A 17,071-nucleotide genomic window follows, 5' to 3' on the forward strand; every position below is an offset into this window, starting at 1 on the left:
CCATGGATGAGAACTTGTATCAGCTTCAGACCGAAAAGCGCAATGCGGCAAGCGAGCGGCTGGATCAGATGAGTGCGCTGGAAATCGTCACTTTGATGAACGAAGAAGATCAAAAGGTCGCCTTGGCCGTGAAGCGTGTGCTGCCACAAATAGCTCAGTCCGTCGACATGATCGTGCGCTCCTTGTCCGGCGGAGGGCGGCTGCTTTACTTCGGGGCGGGTACGAGTGGCAGGCTGGGGATTCTGGATGCGGCAGAATGCCCTCCGACTTTTGGCACGGAGCCTTCTGTCGTGCAAGGAATCATCGCGGGCGGAGTCAAAGCGATGACAGAGGCGATCGAAGGAGCCGAGGATTCCCGCGAGCTGGGCTGTCAAGATGTGCAGGAAGCAGGAGTGAGCCAAAAAGATGTCGTGGTCGGAATAGCCGCCAGCGGGCGGACACCGTACGTATGGGGCGCGCTTCAGGAAGCAAAGACGCGGCAGGCGGGAACGATTTCGCTCTCCTGCAACTCTGACCCGGATATTGGCAAAAGCGCGGATATTGCGATCAATCTCGCAGTCGGCCCGGAAGTGGTGACAGGCTCGACAAGGCTCAAGGCGGGCAGCGCGACGAAGATGGTGCTGAACATGCTGACGACAGCCAGCATGGTGAAGCTGGGCAAAGTCTACCAAAATTTGATGGTCAACGTCCAGGCGACCAACCAGAAGCTGCGCGAGCGGGCCAAACATATTGTGATGCAGGCGACGGGTGTCTCGTACGCGGTTGCCGGCCGACTGCTTGCGGAAGCGGCGGGCGATGTGAAAGTGGCGATTGTGATGCAAAAAACAGGACTGGCAGCCAAGGCAGCACAAGAGCGTCTGGCGCGTGTCGGCCACAAGGTCAGAGAAGCAATCGAACTTATATAAAAGAAGATTTATGTGCATTTCGCAAACCCAAGGGTTGGAAACGACCCAGGGAATAGGGTAAAATTGGGTATGAATAGCATTTGAGAACGGTTAGGCTATTTCCGGAGTGGAGTAGCCGTTTTCTCGTCCCAGGAGGGGAGGGGCACAATGAAAGACTTGGTAGATAATGAATGCAGGAGCAGTCTTCTCTATCGCTCCTTCTTTGATCAAATGGTGCAAGCCGCTTTTTTGCTAGATCAATCAGGAAGCGTTTGCAAGGGAAATCCGGCTTGCGAAGCACTGACAGGCTTTTCAGCAGACGAGTGGGAAGGCGACCCGTTCTGGAAGCTGGCAGTTGCAGAAGAACAGGAAAGAGTGCGTCTGCAAACGCAGTGCGCGGTAAAAGGGGAGCCGAAGCCGTTTTGCACCTATTTTTCCCGCAAGAATGGCCCGCCTGTTCACGTACATATTACATATGGCGAGTTTTTTTCCGAAGGGACAACGATCGGATACTACGCGATGGTGCAAAAGATGTCGCAAGCCATGGCAGAGGCCAGCGAGGTCAAACAGTGCAAAATACTGGACCTGTCTCTGGAAGCGGCTTTTGTCTATGAAAAGGGCGTGCTGCGCTATGTCAACCAGTCTGGCATCAGGCTCATCGGGGCACAGCGTTTCGAGGAACTGTTGCCGTATCCTTTCACATCCTTTTTTCATCCGCGAGACATGCCGTTGATTCGCGAGTTGCAAAAGCGGCTGGAGTGGGGAGAGACAGCGGCTCCGATCGAGGCGGAGCTGATCCGGCTGGACGGGGCGCGCATTGAAGTCGAGGTCTGCGGAACATCTGTCATGATTCAGGACAAGCTGTGCAAATACATACTCATTCGCGATATGACCGAGCGGAAAAGAGCGCATGAATTTTTGCAAAACTCGGAAAAACTGGCATTGGTTGGGCAATTGGCTGCCGGGATCGCTCATGAGATTCGCAATCCGCTGACTTCCTTGAAAGGCTTTGTGCAGCTGATGCAAGAAGATGGCATGAGAAAGCAGGAGTATTTTTCCATCATGAGCTCGGAGCTGGCCCGGATTGAGTTGATCGTCAGCGAACTGCTGGTGCTGGCCAAACCGCACGCTTCCGCCTTCGAGGTACGGGACTTGACCAACTTGATGAACCACGTCGTGACGCTTTTGGAAACGGAAGCGATCCTGCAAAAAGTGACGATTCGCATGGTCATGGAGTCGCCGCTGCCGATGGTGCATTGCGATGAGAACCAGCTGAAGCAGGCATTCATCAACTTTTTGAAAAACGGGATCGAAGCCACATCCGGCAGCGGAGAAATCGTCATCCGGCTGTGGTGCGAGAGGGACAAGGTTGTCATCCGTTTTGAGGACAATGGAGTAGGGATACCCGAGGAGCAGCTTGCTCGTCTGGGCGAGGCGTTTTTCACGACCAAAGAGTCAGGAACCGGACTGGGATTGATGGTCAGCCGCAGAATCATCGAAAACCATCGCGGGACATTACGGCTCATGAGCACCCAGGGCAGAGGTACGACGGTAGAGGTATGTTTGCCCATTATCAGTTAACAGGGCGCGAGCGGCGAAGGGGAGGACAAGCAAATGGCTGACTGGAAAAACAGAAATACGGTGCTGACAGCGGGGTTTGCCCAAATTCCCAAAGGGACGACACTGTACGAGGTGTCGACGATGGTCGGCTGTGTGCTCATCATCGACGCGGATGACGGTGTGATATGCGATGCCAGCTTTACTTTTGTGATGGACAAGACCAGTGAGTTTTTGGTCAGTTTGCTCGTGGGCAAGTCTGTGGCAGCAGGGATGCAGGAAATTACGCAGACGATTCAGGAGCGTTTCCTCGCCCCCGGCCAGGGAGCTGTTTTGCAGGCAATTCGTGCAGCTGTCGATCGATATCATGAGAAAAAATCGTAAGACTACCCAATAGTCGGAGGGTTGTTCATGCATGAAGACCACGCCGTAAAAGAAGCGTATGCAAAGCAGTTGTTGGAGCGTTACAGCGACTGGCTCAGCCGTGTGGAATCAGTAGATCCGCAGGAAATCGAGGCAGTCGCTGTCGAGATAGACGAAGTATTTTCCGCAGATGTCGGACAGCTGCACAAGGAGCTGCTGGGCAAAATCAGCGCCTTGCGCGACAAAGTGTCCGAAATGATGTGGATGTCGGAGCACATGAAGATTTTGCACGACTTGAGCCACATTTTTGCGAAGACGTTTGAAGAGGACAAGATTTTGTGGAAAGCGTTCGAGCTGGTTTCGCGCGTGATGCGCACAGATGCGTTTTTCATTGCGTTTTTTGACGAGGGCGACAGTGAGATCAGGATTCCGATCAGCATCGACGACGGTGTCAATTACGGGCCGCTTGTCATTCCGTACGGACAGGCGCTCATCTCCAGAGTGATCGAGACGAAGCAAACGATCCACATCCGAACGATGAAGGGAGAGCCGAGCGAGCCGGAAATGATCCGCTGGGGCAGCCCGGAGATCGACACCAACACTTGTATTTTCGTTCCCTTGATGCTGGGGAATCAAATCAAAGGCGTGATCTCGGCCCAGTCGTATCTCGAATTTGCCTATAAAAAAGAGCACGAGGAGCTTTTGAAAATGATCGGCTTCCAGGTGGCGAGCGCGATTGAGACGGCGCGTCTGTACGATCGCATGTACCAAATGTCTTTTCAGGATGAATTGACCGGGCTTGCCAACTACCGGGCGTTTCACCGCGATTTGGAGCAGTTGCTGGGAGAAGAGGATTCGGCGGTTGCCTTGATCATGCTCGATTCGGACAGCCTGAAATCGGTGAACGATCTGTACGGGCATCATGCCGGGGATGAGCTGATCCGCAGAATTGCCCAAGCGATGCGGACGGTGGCGGACAAAAAAGAGAACGCCTATCGTTATGCAGGAGACGAGTTTATGCTGCTGTGTCCACAGGCGAGCATGAAAGAGGCGGAAGAAAAGGTGAGGGCGATTCGCGACTTTTTGCGTTTGCATCCCTTGCTTCAGGACAATTGCTGTATTCCAATCGGGGTCAGTGTCGGCATCGCCCGGTTTCCGGACGACAGCAACACGGCGGACGGCTTGAAGCGGGCAGCCGATGAGGCACTGTACCGCTCCAAGCGCAGAGGCAAAAACTGTACGACCGTGTATGCGACAGGCTAGGCTTTCGGCTGTCGCAGGGCAAAAAGGAAAGTGAGCAGCGGCGAAATCCACAGGTAGATCACATACGGCAAGTAATCGATCGTCGCTACGTGCAACGTAGAGGTGAAAAAGGCTCCGCTGACGCCCCAGGGGATGAGCGGGTTAACCAATGTACCGCAGTCTTCCAATGTGCGGGAAAGACGTCGGCCCTCGATTCCTTGCTCGGCAAACGCATCGCGGAACATTTGTCCCGGCAGCAGGATCGACAAGTATTGCTCCCCTGTCAGCACATTGACGAGGATGGAAGACGATCCGGCCAGTCCGACCATGCCTGCCGCTTTTTTGATCCGTTTGATCATGCCTGCGAACAAGGCGTGGAACACACCGCTGTATTGCAGGATGCCGCCGAGAGACAGGGCAATCAAAATCAAGGCGAGGGACCAGGTCATGGACAACAGCCCTCCCCGGTTTACGATAGAAGCAACGGCTTCGTTGGCGATCTCGCTGGCGAAGCCGTTTTGCATGACGTTCATCCATTCGACAGGGGAATGAACACCTTGCATCAGGGCAGCTGTGGCGATTCCGCTCAAAATCCCGAAGACGAGCGTCGGGAGGATCGGCTTGCGCAGGGCAGAGCAGACGAGCACGACGGCAGCAGGCAACAAAGTCGCTATGCCAAGCGAAAAGTTTTGTTCCAAAGACAACTGGATCGCTTGGATGGCATCGAGGCTCACGTTCGCGGACTGCCCTTGAACGACGAAGAAAATCGCAGTAATCGCCAGCGCCGGAATCGCGGTATGCGACATGAATTTGACGTGATTCATCAGCGAGACATTGGCGATAGCCGCAGCAAAGTTGGTCGTGTCCGACAGGGGAGACATCTTGTCCCCAAAACAGGCTCCGCAAATAATCGCTCCGGCGGTCATCAACGGATCAAGCCCAAGCGCAGTGGAGACACCCATCATCGCCACGCCGATCGTGCTGATCGTCGTAAACGAGCTGCCAGTGACAGTCGAGACAATCACGGTCAAAAAGAGGGCGCTGATCGTAAAATATTCCGGCGAAATCAAGGAAATGCCGAGGTGCAGGATCATCGGCACAGTTCCGCTCATCATCCAGACGCCGATCAAAATGCCGATCAGGCACAAAATCAGCATCGGCGCGATCGCGGTTTGAATGCCTTTGACCAAGCCTTCCTCCATCTGCTTCCAAGGCACGCCGAACAGGCGCAGCAGAGTGGCTGCCGCAATCGTGGCGGCAAAAAGCGGCATGTGTGGTTCTACTTTCCCCCAGAATAAGGCGGGAAACAGGATGCCGAATATGATCAAGAGCACCCAGAGACTTTGGGAAAAGGAAATGGTTTTGTTCATGATGGCAACTCCTTGCAAAGACTGGCAAGCAAAAGCGGACAAGCTGCACAGCTTTCTACTTTTGTGCTTTGTCGCTTTTTGGCTTTTTTGCTTTTGTGCGTTCAAGCGATAGGCTGACTTTATCCTGAATGCCCAGCTTCGTCAACGCGTTCAAATAAATTCGGAATCGCAAAATAATACGGAGTAGTAGCACATTTCTTGCGATCATAAGCCTGGCTGGCATATCGCTCCATGGGAAAAAGCTTATTTAAAATGATTACAAAAAGATATTGACTTTTACTTTATATCTAGTAAAATGAGAAATGTTCCTAGTTGATAATAATTATAATTTGGATGCGAGAAAGGGGGAGCCATACATGTATGATGTCATCATCATTGGTGGCGGTCCGGCTGGCACATCCGCTGCCATATACACAGCCCGGGGAAATTTGAAAACACTCGTAATCGACAAGGCACCCGGCACAGGTGCGCTTGCCCTGACACATAAAATCGCCAACTACCCTGGTGTAGAAGGCGAAATGACTGGAAAAGAACTGCTGGATAAAATGCGCAGACAGGCAGAGAGCTTCGGCGCTGAATTTATCCAGACGACGATTTCCGCTGTCGATGTAGAAGACGAAGTGAAAAGCATCTTCACAGCGCATGGCACTTTTGAAGCGAAGGCTGTCATCGTCGCTACCGGCTCCAAAGGTCGCAACCGGATGCTGCCAGGCGAAGAGGCGCTGCTCGGTCGAGGTGTCAGCACATGTGCGACATGCGACGGCGCTTTTTATGAAGGAAAGCATGTCGCTGTGATCGGCGATTCGGAGGAAGCGTTGGAAGAAGCGCATGCGCTGACCAAATTTGCAGATAAAATTACTTTCCTCGTACCGCGTGGCGACCTGCAAGGAGTCGAAGAGGTGCCTGAGCTGCCTAATACGGAAATCTTTTTCCGCTCCCGACCTTTGGAGATTGTCGGTGAAAAGGCAGTAGAAGGCTTGCGCGTCCGCACAGCGGAAGGCAACGAAGAGCTGCTTGCGGTAGACGGTGTGTTCGTCTTTTTGTCCGGCAGCAAGCCCGGGACGGATTTCCTGGACGGACAGGTTCCGCTCGACGACGAAGGCTTCATGATCCTCGACGAATACATGCAGTCTTCTGTTCCGGGCGTGTTCGGAGCAGGAGAGGTTCGCAAAACTCCGGTCAAGCAAGCTGTCGTGGCTGCGGCTGACGGAGCGATTGCGGCGATGGCTGTCGACAAGTACATCAACAAACGTTCCAAAGTGGTTCCCCAATACAAATAATCGACGACTATAAAGGAGAGATTTTCTCATGGCACAAGCAATCGTATACTCCAGCACAAACTGCAGCTTCTGCAAACAACTGAAAACATATTTGACCGAACAAAACATCGCTTTTGAAGAGCGCAACATTGACGAAAAAGAAGAATTTGCCCAAGAACTGAACCGTCTCGGCGTGATGTCCGTACCTTTGACGGTCATCGGTGAAAAGCAAATCCTCGGCTTCAACCCGACCCGCATCAAAAAAGCGCTGGCAGCTCTGGAAGAGACTGCACAGTAATTCATCGCCGCTGTTTCGATCACTTACGCCCACTGACTATAAAAAGCGCAACAGGAAAAGGAGCGATTGATGATGACAACGCAACAAACTGTACAACTGCAAGTAGGAAAACCGGCACCAGACTTCAACATGCTCTCCACGAAAAACTTGGAGACATTGGAAGAGCGCGTGACGCTGGCTGATTACAAAGGCAAATGGCTGATCCTGTTCTTCTGGCCGTTCGACTTCACCTTCGTTTGCCCTACCGAAGTCACTTCCTTCAGCGACAACATGGAAGAATTTGAGGATCTCGATTGCGAAGTGCTCGGCGTGTCCACAGACAGCGTACACACTCACCGCGCATGGATCAAAACGCCGCGCGACCAAAACGGAATCGGTCCAGTCAACTTCCCGATAGCGAGCGACTTCAACAAAGACACAGCGCGTGCGTACGGCGTACTGGATGAAGAAACAGGCGCAGCTCACCGCGGACTGTTCATTATCGACCCGGAAGGAATCTTGCGCTATCAAGTCGTTACAGACATGAACGTAGGCCGCAGCGTCGACGAAACAACTCGCGTGCTGCAAGCTCTCCAGGCAGGCGGACTGTGCCCTGCAAACTGGAAGCCTGGCATGAAAACTTTGTAATTTCGTCTGGCCAAACAGCATAAGCGTGAAAAAAGAGGCAATCTAACCGTCCTGGTAAGGCGGAGATTGCCTCTTTTTTTGCAGTCTTCCTTACCACGAAAAACAGAAGAGTAGGGCTATTCGCCGATTCGAAACGGCTTTTACAACTTTTCTCCTGTAATTTTTATGTAAAGATCAGACGATATCGGCAAAAATCAGTCATTTCCAAATAGTAGCAACCTACTATTTTTCCTGCCTTTCCCAAATGGAAAACTTCAAGCACATATACCTAATTGTCAGAAAAATATGGGTCAGATGGACGGTCGGGTTGCAGGACTTCGCACCAAAAAAAGTAGGCCGATGGGGGCGAATATGCTTTTGCATTACATTTTCATGACAAATAGGCAAAAGAGACATTAGTGAATTTCGTCTATGGGAACCGTTTGCCCCCTATGTTTACAATGACAGTGATGTTGGGCGAGAGAGCCGGCAGCCGCTCGCGGCAGCGGCAGCTTATCGGAGGTTGACGGGAATTGGAACCAAAAAAGAATAGACGCAAGCGTTGGGCGAGTCTCATGGCCCTGATGGTGATAGGCGCAAGCGCGGTGTGGTGGTTCTGGGACGCAGACCGGGTCGAGAGCATGGAGACGACGTCTGGCATCCAAATCAAGTTTCGCACAGAAGGCGATCAGCTCCAGGTATTCCAAGCGGAAAAATGGCAGCCGTTCTTTGCAAAAGGCGTCAATCTGGGGGCGTCGCTGCCAGGACATTATCCGGGAGAGCTGCCCATTCAAAAAGAAGACTACTTGCGCTGGTTCGCGATGATCGACGAGATGGGCGCGAATGTCATCCGCGTATACACGATTCACCCGCCTGCTTTTTATGAGGCGCTCGTTGAGTTCAATCGCAGCAAGACAGGATCACCGCTCTATTTGATGCAGGGCATCTGGAGCCCGGAGGAGTTGTTGATCGAGAAAAAAGACGCGTATTTGCCAGAGATTCGCGAGCAGTTTCGCCAAGAGATCAAGGACGCGGTCGGGGCTGTTTACGGCGAGGTCACTCTGCCGGAGAAGTCAGGCAAGGCGAGCGGCAAATATGCGGCGAATGCAGGCAAATACTTGATTGGCTGGCACACCGGAACGGAGTGGGACCCGGTCATGGTGCAAAACACAAACCGTTTGCACCAGAAGCTGCCGCCGTATCAGGGGAAGCATTTTAACGCCACGGCGGATGCTACCGCTTTTGAGACCTGGATCGCCGAAATGGTCGATACGGTCGCAACAGAAGAAAGCAAGTACGGCTGGCAGCACCCGATGACGTTTACCAACTGGGTGACGACCGATCCGCTGTCGCATCCGGGAGAACCGTTGCATCACGAAGATTTGGTCAGTGTGGACCCTATGCATATTCAGCCAGTGAAATGGGAGGCGGGCTACTTCGCGTCCTACCACGTCTATCCGTACTATCCGGATTTGTTCCGTTACGATCCGGCCCTGCAACAAGTGAAAAACGACGCAGGGCAAATCGACACGTACAAGGCGTATTTGCGGCAATTGAAGGCGCATCACAAAAACATGCCAGTCATGGTTACGGAGTTCGGTGTCCCGGCGTCAGTCGGAATCGCTCACCTGGGCAATCTCGGACGCAATCAGGGCGGGCACTCCGAGCGGCAGCAAGGCGAGATCGACGCGGCGCTCATGCGCGAAATTCATCAGGAAGGATACGCCGGCGGCATCCTGTTCGTCTGGCAGGATGAATGGTTCAAAAAAACGTGGAACACGATGCGCTTCGAACTGCCGGAAGATCGCCGTTCCTTTTGGCTCAACGTCCTGACCAACGAGTCGTTGTTCGGCGTCCTGGGGATGTATCCGAACAAAGAAGGCGTGCTCGTCATGGATGGCGATCGTTCCGACTGGGATCAGCTCAAACCGGAGGAGAAGCAGAAGCTCGACATCCGTGTTCCCGGTATCGACGAAATCTGGATGACGCACGACGAAGGCTATGTGTATATGCTGGCGAAGCTTGCGCACCCTTTTGACCCGGAAAAAGCAAAGCTGTATTTCGGTGTCGATACGATTCAGGGAGGCAACAAGCACACGGCACAGCTGCCCGGACTCACGCTGGACGAAGGATGGGAGACGCTGATCGAGCTGGGCAAAGCCGAGGAGAGCCAGATTCAGATTGCGGCAAACTACGACTTCCACACGCGGCTTTACGGGAAACGGTACGGAATGCTTGAAGTGAAGGAAGAGGAACTGCGCGACGATTCCGGTGTATTCAAGCCGTGGAAACTCGCCGTGGGACTGGAGATGGAGCCGCCCGACAGCAAGACGTACCATCCGCTGGAAGAAGTGCTGGTCGGGAAGCTTTTGCGGGGAACGACCGATGCCCAGGACCCGCAGTACGACTCGCGGACGGCCTGGCAGGCAAAAGGCGATGTGGTAGAGCTGAGAGTGCCGTGGATGCTGCTTGGATTCACCGATCCGAGTTCGCTTGCGGTCATGAGCTACAAGGACGCTGGCAAAAGCTTTTCATCAGAGACGAGCAAAGGAATCCGGCTTTTGCCCATTCTCGTCGAGCGCTCGACGCAAAGCATTGTCGGGAAAAACGAGCTGCCTTCCCCTTATCCGGTGTCGCAGCTTCCGATCTACTCCTGGCCAGCCTGGGAGCAGGTCGGTTACCACGAGCGGAAAAAGCAAAGCTATTCGATCATCCAAAAAGCATGGAAACAGATACAGGCTCCCGTGACAGACAAAGCTCAACCTTAAATGTTGGACAGGAGAGTGGCAAATGTGCAAACACCTTTGGCGACAGCAATTGTTTTTGTGTACACGCTAAGCGGGATTACCGTGCTGGGATTGCTTGCCTTGTTCGCACTGAAGCTGCGAAATTTATCGGCAGAGAAGCAGGCACGCATGTGCGAAGAAAAATACCGCGATTACTTCGTCTACTTGCAAGCTTACGGCGAAGAGGAAGAACGCCTGAAGGTGCCCTACGGCGAGGTGACGCAAAAGGAAAAGCAGCTCATTCAAAAAAAGCTGTTTGAACTGATGGAACGCTTTACGGGCGTCCACAGGCAGAAATTGATCCAGCTCTGCGAAGATATGGGACTCGTTGCACACGATCTCGAACGGCTGCGGAGCGGCTGGAAATGGACGCGAGTCGACGCCGCCTACAATTTGGGGGTCATGCGATCCGGCCAGGCAGCGCCTGATTTGCTCGTTCTGTTGCAAAAAAGCGGGGCAAACGATCCGAGCCTGTTCATCTTTGCCAGGGCGATTGCCAAATGCGCCCGAGATGCGGAAGACCTGCGGCAGATGGCGGAGTATGTCGTGCGGATGAAAAAGAACGTTCACCAGCTCATCGTCGACATGATCAGCGACTCGCAGCTGGACACGACTTCGTTTTATACCGAATGGATCCGCGACAAAAATCCGGAATTGGTCAAAATCGGGTTGATCGGCTTCGCCGTGCACGCTCAGCTCGAACTGGAGCCGGGATTGTCCAGGCTGGCGCTCTCTGCTGACAAAGAGGTGCGGATCAAGGCCGTGAAGCTCATGTGCCGCGACATCCGCTATTTGAACGACCAGACGATCAAAGACTTTTTGAACCACAAAGATTGGGAAATACGCGCATTGATCGTCAAAGCAATCGGGGCGATGCAGCTTGCGGACTATGTGCCCGCCCTGAAAAAAGCGGTTGGCGATGCCAACTGGTGGGTGCGGCATCACAGCGCCCGCAGCTTGACGCAGCTGCAAGCAAAAGGCTTTTCGGCTCTGTGCGACATATTGCGGGAAGAGGGCAGCAATCCGAAAAGCGAGATGGCTCAGCAAATCATCCAGGAAGAGCTGGAAAAAGCAGAGCGCAGCCTCGGTGGCGAGCCAAGCACAGAAAAGCTGTTGGATTACAATGAAAAGCTGCATTTGTACCGTAAGTCGTGCAAAAAAACCATTTCCACCGTTCAGGCGATGGAAGGATAAGCAGAAAGGAGGCCCGCATGAGAGAGTTTTTGCTGTACTACGGAATGTTTGCCATCTACTACGTCATGGCGATCAATTCCTTGTATTTCATCATCATGCTGTTTTCGTTCAAAAGCATCATGGGGATTTTGAAAAGCTCGATTTATTCGCGCTTCCAGGCATTGTCCGGCTCGGAGCACGTACCGCCGATTTCGATTCTCGTGCCTGCCTATAACGAAGAGCTGACAATCATTGAGAATGTGCGATCGCTGCTCGCGCTGAACTATCCGCGGTATGAGGTGATCGTGGTCAATGACGGCTCCAAGGATGATACTTTGCAAGTGTTGATCCAAGAGTTTTCCTTGACGATATCCAAACATTTGCCAGTTCAGCCGCTGCTGCACACTTCACAGGTCAGGGGCATTTACCACAACCCGGATTTCCCCAACTTGTACTTGATCGACAAAGAAAACGGGGGCAAAGCGGACTCGCTGAACGCCGGAATCAATTTGTCGCACTATCCGCTGATCGCTTCGATTGATGCCGACTCGTTGCTGGAAAAAGATGCGCTCATTCGCATTGCCAAGGTGTACATGGAAAACCCGGAGGAAACCGTGGCGATCGGTGGCGACATCCGGATTGCCAACGGCTGCAAAATCGAGAACGGCGTGGTCAAAGAAATTCGCCTGCCGGACAAATTTTTGCCGATGATGCAGTCGGTGGAATACTTGAAGGCGTTTCTCGGCGGACGCATCGGCTGGAGCGCGATCAACGGCCTGATCATCGTCTCGGGGGCGTTCGGCGTCTTCCGCAAAGACTACGTGGTCAAAGTCGGCGGCTATCGCGAGGGTTATCCGGGCGAGGACATGAACATCATCATCAAGCTGCACAAATACATGCTGGAAAACAAGCTGCCGTACCGGGTAGCGTTTTGCCCGGACGCCGTCTGCTGGACGCAAGCGCCCGACTCGTTGAAAATTTTGGGCAGTCAGCGCCGCCGCTGGGGGCGGGGCAACCTGAAAAACATGATCGAATACGGCAAGCATATGGTACTGCGCCCGAAATACAAGCTGTTCGGGATGCTGACGCTGCCTTTCAACATTTTGTTTGAGACATTGAATCCGTATTTCCGCATTACGGGACTGCTGGCGCTGATCGGCTATACGCTTTTGGACATGACGAACAGCCACGTTCTTCTGATTTACGGCTTGCTCAACGTGCTGTACGGCGTACTGCTCGGCATCGGGTCCCTGTTGCTAGAGGAAATCGCATTTCGACGCTATCCCCGTTTTCAGGACATCGTCAAAATGCTTTTCTATACCATACTCATGTTTTTCGGCTACCGGCAAATCGGCGTCATCTGGAGATTCCTCGGACACATTGAATATTTGCGGAACAACAATTCGTGGGGAACGATGACCCGGACGAGCTGGCAGTCGAAAAGCAATAAAAACATTTCCAGTCTGGAGGCTTGATCATGAGTAATCTCGTACCTGCTTTTTATGAGCTTCTGAGCAAAATGGAAGAGCGAAGCGTGGCGTGCGGCGTCATTTTGGCTGCTTGCAAAAACGTTTCGGCGGAGTCGCTGGAGCTGGTCAAACGGGACATGGAGGCACAGCTAAAAGACGGGCTTACGTTGCATGCCGCATACGACAAAAACAAGCAAATTCTCGGTATTTTGCTGGAACAGAAGAAACTGGCAGATACCCATTTTTACGCCCTGCAAATCAGGGATTACATGCTCTCGCGCAAGCTGCTGACTGGCGGCATGTACATCGCCAGCTTCCCGGAAAGCTCCCGTTCCACAGCGCAAATGCTGATGCGGATGATCCAGGAAATGAAGGAGCAGAGCGAGCCGGGCAGCATCAGCGTGTACGAGCAGCACGGCACGCAGCGCCAGCAGGAGCAGGCGAGCATCTTGCTCGTCAATCCGGATGAGACGGTCAACGAGTTTTTGCGCATCTATTTGCAGCGCAAAGGCTACCAGATCACGGTCGCCCACGATGGAGGAGACGGCGTGGAAAAGCTGCGCCAGGCCGCTTTTGATCTCGTCATTACCGATCTGAATTTGCCTGTATTAAACGGCTACCAGCTGATGGAAAAAATTCGCCACCTCGGTCAGGAAGCGATGAGCAAAATCATGGTGCTGACGGACAAAAAGCTGGAAGAAGACGTGCAAAAATCGTTTGCCCTCGGGGCGTCCGACTACATGACGAAGCCATTTTCGCCAGTAGAGCTGGAAGCCAGAGTCAAGCGCTTGATTTCATAAAGAAAAAGGGAGAGAAACCGGGATGACTAGATACGAGGAGCTACAGAAAAAAATTGCCGACAAAACAGCGAGAATCGGCGTAATTGGACTTGGCTACGTCGGGCTGCCGCTCGCAGTGGAAATTGTGAAAAGCGGGTACACCGTAGTAGGAATTGATTTGCACGAAGGAAAAATCGAGAGCTTGAAAAACGGACAGTCCTACGTCCAGGACATCGCCAATGAAACGTTGCAGGAGTGCCTGGCAACCGAGCGCTTTTTGCCAACGAGCGAATATCGCGTCATCGGGGAGCTGGACGCGATCAGCATTTGCGTTCCGACGCCGCTCAGTCCGAATCAGGACCCGGACACGTCCTACATCACGAATGTCGTGGAACAAATTAAAACGTACATGCGACAAGGGCTGCTCATCACTCTGGAGAGCACGACGTATCCGGGAACGACCGACGAGCTGATCGGACGCGAGCTGGAGAAGCTCGGCTATGTCACAGGTGTCGACTTTTTCCTTTGCTACTCGCCGGAGCGGGTCGATCCGGGCAATCGCAAGTTCAACACGTACAACACGCCGAAAATTATCGGAGGGACAACGGAGCGTTGCATCGAGCTGGGAACGCTGTTGTACGGCAATCTGGTCAAAACAGTGGTTCCTGTCTCCTCGCCAAAAGTGGCGGAAATGTCCAAGCTTTTGGAAAACACGTTTCGCAGCGTCAACATCGCGTTCATGAATGAAATGGCGATGATGTGCGACAGAATGGGCATCAACGTCTGGGAGGTAATCAAGGCCGCATCGACCAAGCCATTCGGGTTCATGCCGTTTTATCCGGGACCTGGGATCGGTGGGCATTGCATACCGCTCGATCCGATGTATCTGTCTTGGAAAGCAAAAGGCTATCGCTTCCACAGCCAGTTCATCGAAATTGCCCAATCGATCAACGACAATATGCCAGACTACGTGCTGAACAAGACGGCACAAGTGCTGAACATTTACGCCAAGGCGATCAACAGCTCGCGCATCCTCATTTTGGGCATGGCCTACAAGCCGGATATCGACGATCTGCGCGAGTCCCCGGGCCTGGAAATTTACGAGCTGTTCAAAAAGAGCGGTGCGCAGGTGGACTATTTCGATCCGTACGCGCAAAGCTTCCTCGACAAAAAGGGGCAAGTTGTTTCTTCCATTAATAATGACTACGACTTGTTCAAAACGTACGATTGCATGGTGCTCATCACCAACCACAAATGCTTTGATTATCAGGAGCTGGCTGATTTGGGCATCGCGATTATCGATACACGCAATGCCTTCGACGGAATCAAGAATCCGAATGTGTATCGCATCGGCACCTCGGTAGCGATCCAGGAGGAAAAACAGATTGTAAGCTTGCTGGCGTAAACAGCGCCGGGCAACAGAAGGAGGAGTTACGAACATGTGCGGAATCATGGGATACATCGGGTACAGACAAGCACAACCCATTTTGATCAACGGCCTGAAAAAGCTGGAATACAGAGGCTATGACTCGGCTGGCATCGCGATTTGCGATGGAGAGTCTATCGCCGTGCGCAAGGCGAAAGGAAGAATCGATGCGCTGGTGCAAAAGACCGAGCAATCCGGGCTATCCGGCTCCATCGGCATCGGGCACACGCGCTGGGCTACGCACGGGCGTCCTTCCGATGAAAATTCACATCCTCACTTGGATGCGACCAACAAGTTTTCGATTGTCCACAACGGCATTATCGAAAACTACCTGGAGATCAAGCAGGAGCTGATCGAGCAGGGTGTCGCGTTTCGCTCGGAGACAGACACGGAAGTGATCGCCCACCTGCTGGCGCGGGAATACGCTGGCGATCTGGTCGCGGCGGTACGCGCAGTGGCAGGGAAAATTCGCGGAGCGTTTGCTCTCGGAGTCATGTCGGAATACGAACCAGACAAGCTCGTCGCGGTACGCGTGGCGAGTCCGCTGATCATCGGAGTGGGGGAGAACGAGAATTTTATCGGCTCTGACATTCCCGCTATTCTGGAGCATACGCGCGATGTGTACGTTTTGGAGGACGGCGATCTGGCTGTGCTGACGAGTGATTCTGTGCGGGTCATGAGCCTTTTGACAGACGATCCTGTCAAGCGCGAACTCGTCCGCATTGACTGGGACAAGGAGCAGGCGGAAAAAGACGGGTACGCCCATTACATGGAAAAGGAAATCCATGAGCAGCCGCGCGCTCTGCGCAATACGATGACAGGGCGGATCGACGAGACAGGACAGAAGGTTATTTTTCCTAATCTTCAGTTATCGTCTCGATCTGTCAAGCAAATCGAGAAAATATACATCGTCGCATGCGGTACCGCCTACCACGCGGGCTTGATCGGCAAGCACGTCATCGAGAGTCTTGCCCAAATCCCGGTCGAGGTGGATGTCGCTTCCGAGTTCCGCTACCGCCGACCGTTGTTTGCGAAAAACACGTTGACGATTGCCGTCAGCCAGTCCGGGGAAACGGCGGATACGCTCGCTGCCATGCGAGAGGCGAAGCGCAACGGATCGGCTGTCCTCGCCATCACCAACGTGGTCGGCAGCTCGATTGCCCGTGAAGCAGACGATGTGATCACGACCAATGCCGGGCCGGAAATCGCCGTCGCTTCCACGAAAGCGTACACTTCCCAGCTGATCGCCTTTTATTTGTGGGGAATGTATTTGGCGCAACAAAAAGCGACGATGGCCCCGCAAGAGATTGCTGCGCTGCTCGGGAAGCTGAAAGAGTTGCCAGAGCAAGTCGCAGAGATTTTGACCCATGCCAAGCAGTTGCGGCATTTTGCCGAGTCGATCAAGGACGAGCGCCAGTTGTTTTTCATCGGGCGCGGAATCGACTTCGCCGTTTCCATGGAAGGCTCGCTCAAGCTCAAGGAAATCTCCTACATCCACTCCGAGGCGTACGCGGCGGGAGAGTTGAAGCATGGCACCTTGGCCTTGATCGAAGAAGGGACGCGGGTGATCGCGCTGTCCACGCAGGACGCGCTGCATGAGAAAATGATCAGCAACATTACGGAAGTAAAAGCGCGCGGCGCCAACGTGCTCGGCATTACGCACGAAGACCACCTCGACTTGCACCGGACAGTGGATGATGTGTGCCTGATTCCGAAGACAGATGCGCTGCTCTCCCCTGTGCTTAGCGTCATTCCGCTACAGCTCATCGCTTACTACACGTCAGTCGTCTTGGGCAATGATGTAGACCGTCCACGCAATTTGGCCAAAAGTGTAACAGTTGAGTAGGCTGATCCGTCCA

General features: G+C 53.3%; 14 protein-coding genes. 13 read left to right on the forward strand and 1 reads right to left on the reverse strand.

The genetic code is table 11. The features are described from left to right. The first annotated feature begins 2 nt into the window (after positions 1-2). The 4 genes from murQ to DEP07_RS11590 all read left to right on the forward strand — a co-directional run bounded on the left by murQ (position 3) and on the right by DEP07_RS11590 (position 4,067). Positions 3-905: an N-acetylmuramic acid 6-phosphate etherase gene (gene murQ / locus DEP07_RS11575; RefSeq protein WP_242772362.1), complete on the forward strand. Its 903-nt coding sequence runs from the start codon at positions 3-5 to the stop codon at positions 903-905. 147 nt (positions 906-1,052) lie between these two features. Beyond that, positions 1,053-2,465: a PAS domain-containing sensor histidine kinase gene (locus DEP07_RS11580; RefSeq protein WP_173596082.1), complete on the forward strand. Its 1,413-nt coding sequence runs from the start codon at positions 1,053-1,055 to the stop codon at positions 2,463-2,465. A 33-nt stretch (positions 2,466-2,498) separates the two neighbouring features. Beyond that, entirely contained in the window at positions 2,499-2,825 is a 327-nt protein-coding gene (locus DEP07_RS11585; RefSeq protein WP_063229137.1) for a DUF3870 domain-containing protein, read from the forward strand. Between the two features lie 27 nt (positions 2,826-2,852). After that, positions 2,853-4,067, forward strand: coding sequence for a sensor domain-containing diguanylate cyclase (locus DEP07_RS11590; RefSeq protein WP_122962876.1), 1,215 nt, complete (start codon positions 2,853-2,855; stop codon positions 4,065-4,067). On the opposite strand, the gene nhaC is transcribed toward DEP07_RS11590, so the two are convergent. Beyond that, on the reverse strand, positions 4,064-5,416 hold the full coding sequence (gene nhaC / locus DEP07_RS11595; protein ID WP_173596083.1) for a Na+/H+ antiporter NhaC: 1,353 nt from the start codon (positions 5,414-5,416) through the stop codon (positions 4,064-4,066). The two genes, DEP07_RS11590 and nhaC, sit on opposite strands and share 4 nt — an antisense overlap. Before the next feature lie 356 nt (positions 5,417-5,772). Here nhaC and DEP07_RS11600 point away from each other — a divergent pair, with 356 nt between their 5' ends. The 9 genes from DEP07_RS11600 (at position 5,773) to glmS (ending at position 17,058) form a co-directional block, all read left to right on the forward strand. Beyond that, positions 5,773-6,696, forward strand: coding sequence for an NAD(P)/FAD-dependent oxidoreductase (locus DEP07_RS11600; protein WP_122962877.1), 924 nt, complete (start codon positions 5,773-5,775; stop codon positions 6,694-6,696). A gap of 28 nt (positions 6,697-6,724) precedes the next feature. Continuing rightward, a complete protein-coding gene (locus tag DEP07_RS11605) occupies positions 6,725-6,973 on the forward strand; it encodes a glutaredoxin family protein (RefSeq protein WP_122962878.1) in 249 nt (82 codons plus the stop codon). A gap of 72 nt (positions 6,974-7,045) precedes the next feature. Then, complete coding sequence (locus DEP07_RS11610) at positions 7,046-7,600, forward strand: peroxiredoxin (protein ID WP_173596084.1); 555 nt, start codon at positions 7,046-7,048, stop codon at positions 7,598-7,600. Between the two features lie 512 nt (positions 7,601-8,112). Beyond that, positions 8,113-10,347 carry a hypothetical protein gene (locus DEP07_RS11615; RefSeq protein ID WP_287102524.1) on the forward strand — a complete coding sequence of 745 codons (2,235 nt, stop codon included), beginning with the start codon at positions 8,113-8,115 and terminating at the stop codon, positions 10,345-10,347. A gap of 24 nt (positions 10,348-10,371) precedes the next feature. Then, entirely contained in the window at positions 10,372-11,559 is a 1,188-nt protein-coding gene (locus DEP07_RS11620; RefSeq protein WP_242772355.1) for a HEAT repeat domain-containing protein, read from the forward strand. Between the two features lie 17 nt (positions 11,560-11,576). Beyond that, a complete protein-coding gene (locus DEP07_RS11625) occupies positions 11,577-13,013 on the forward strand; it encodes a glycosyltransferase family 2 protein (RefSeq protein WP_122962882.1) in 1,437 nt (478 codons plus the stop codon). 2 nt (positions 13,014-13,015) lie between these two features. Beyond that, a complete protein-coding gene (locus tag DEP07_RS11630) occupies positions 13,016-13,807 on the forward strand; it encodes a response regulator transcription factor (RefSeq protein ID WP_173596086.1) in 792 nt (263 codons plus the stop codon). 22 nt (positions 13,808-13,829) lie between these two features. Further along, on the forward strand, positions 13,830-15,191 hold the full coding sequence (locus DEP07_RS11635; RefSeq protein ID WP_122962884.1) for a nucleotide sugar dehydrogenase: 1,362 nt from the start codon (positions 13,830-13,832) through the stop codon (positions 15,189-15,191). A gap of 34 nt (positions 15,192-15,225) precedes the next feature. Beyond that, positions 15,226-17,058 (forward strand): glutamine--fructose-6-phosphate transaminase (isomerizing), encoded by a 1,833-nt coding sequence (glmS, locus tag DEP07_RS11640; protein WP_122962885.1) that lies wholly within the window; start codon positions 15,226-15,228, stop codon positions 17,056-17,058. Positions 17,059-17,071 lie beyond the last annotated feature (13 nt).

The organism is Brevibacillus sp. (genome assembly GCF_003521185.1).
Lineage (GTDB): Bacteria > Bacillota > Bacilli > Brevibacillales > Brevibacillaceae > Brevibacillus > Brevibacillus parabrevis.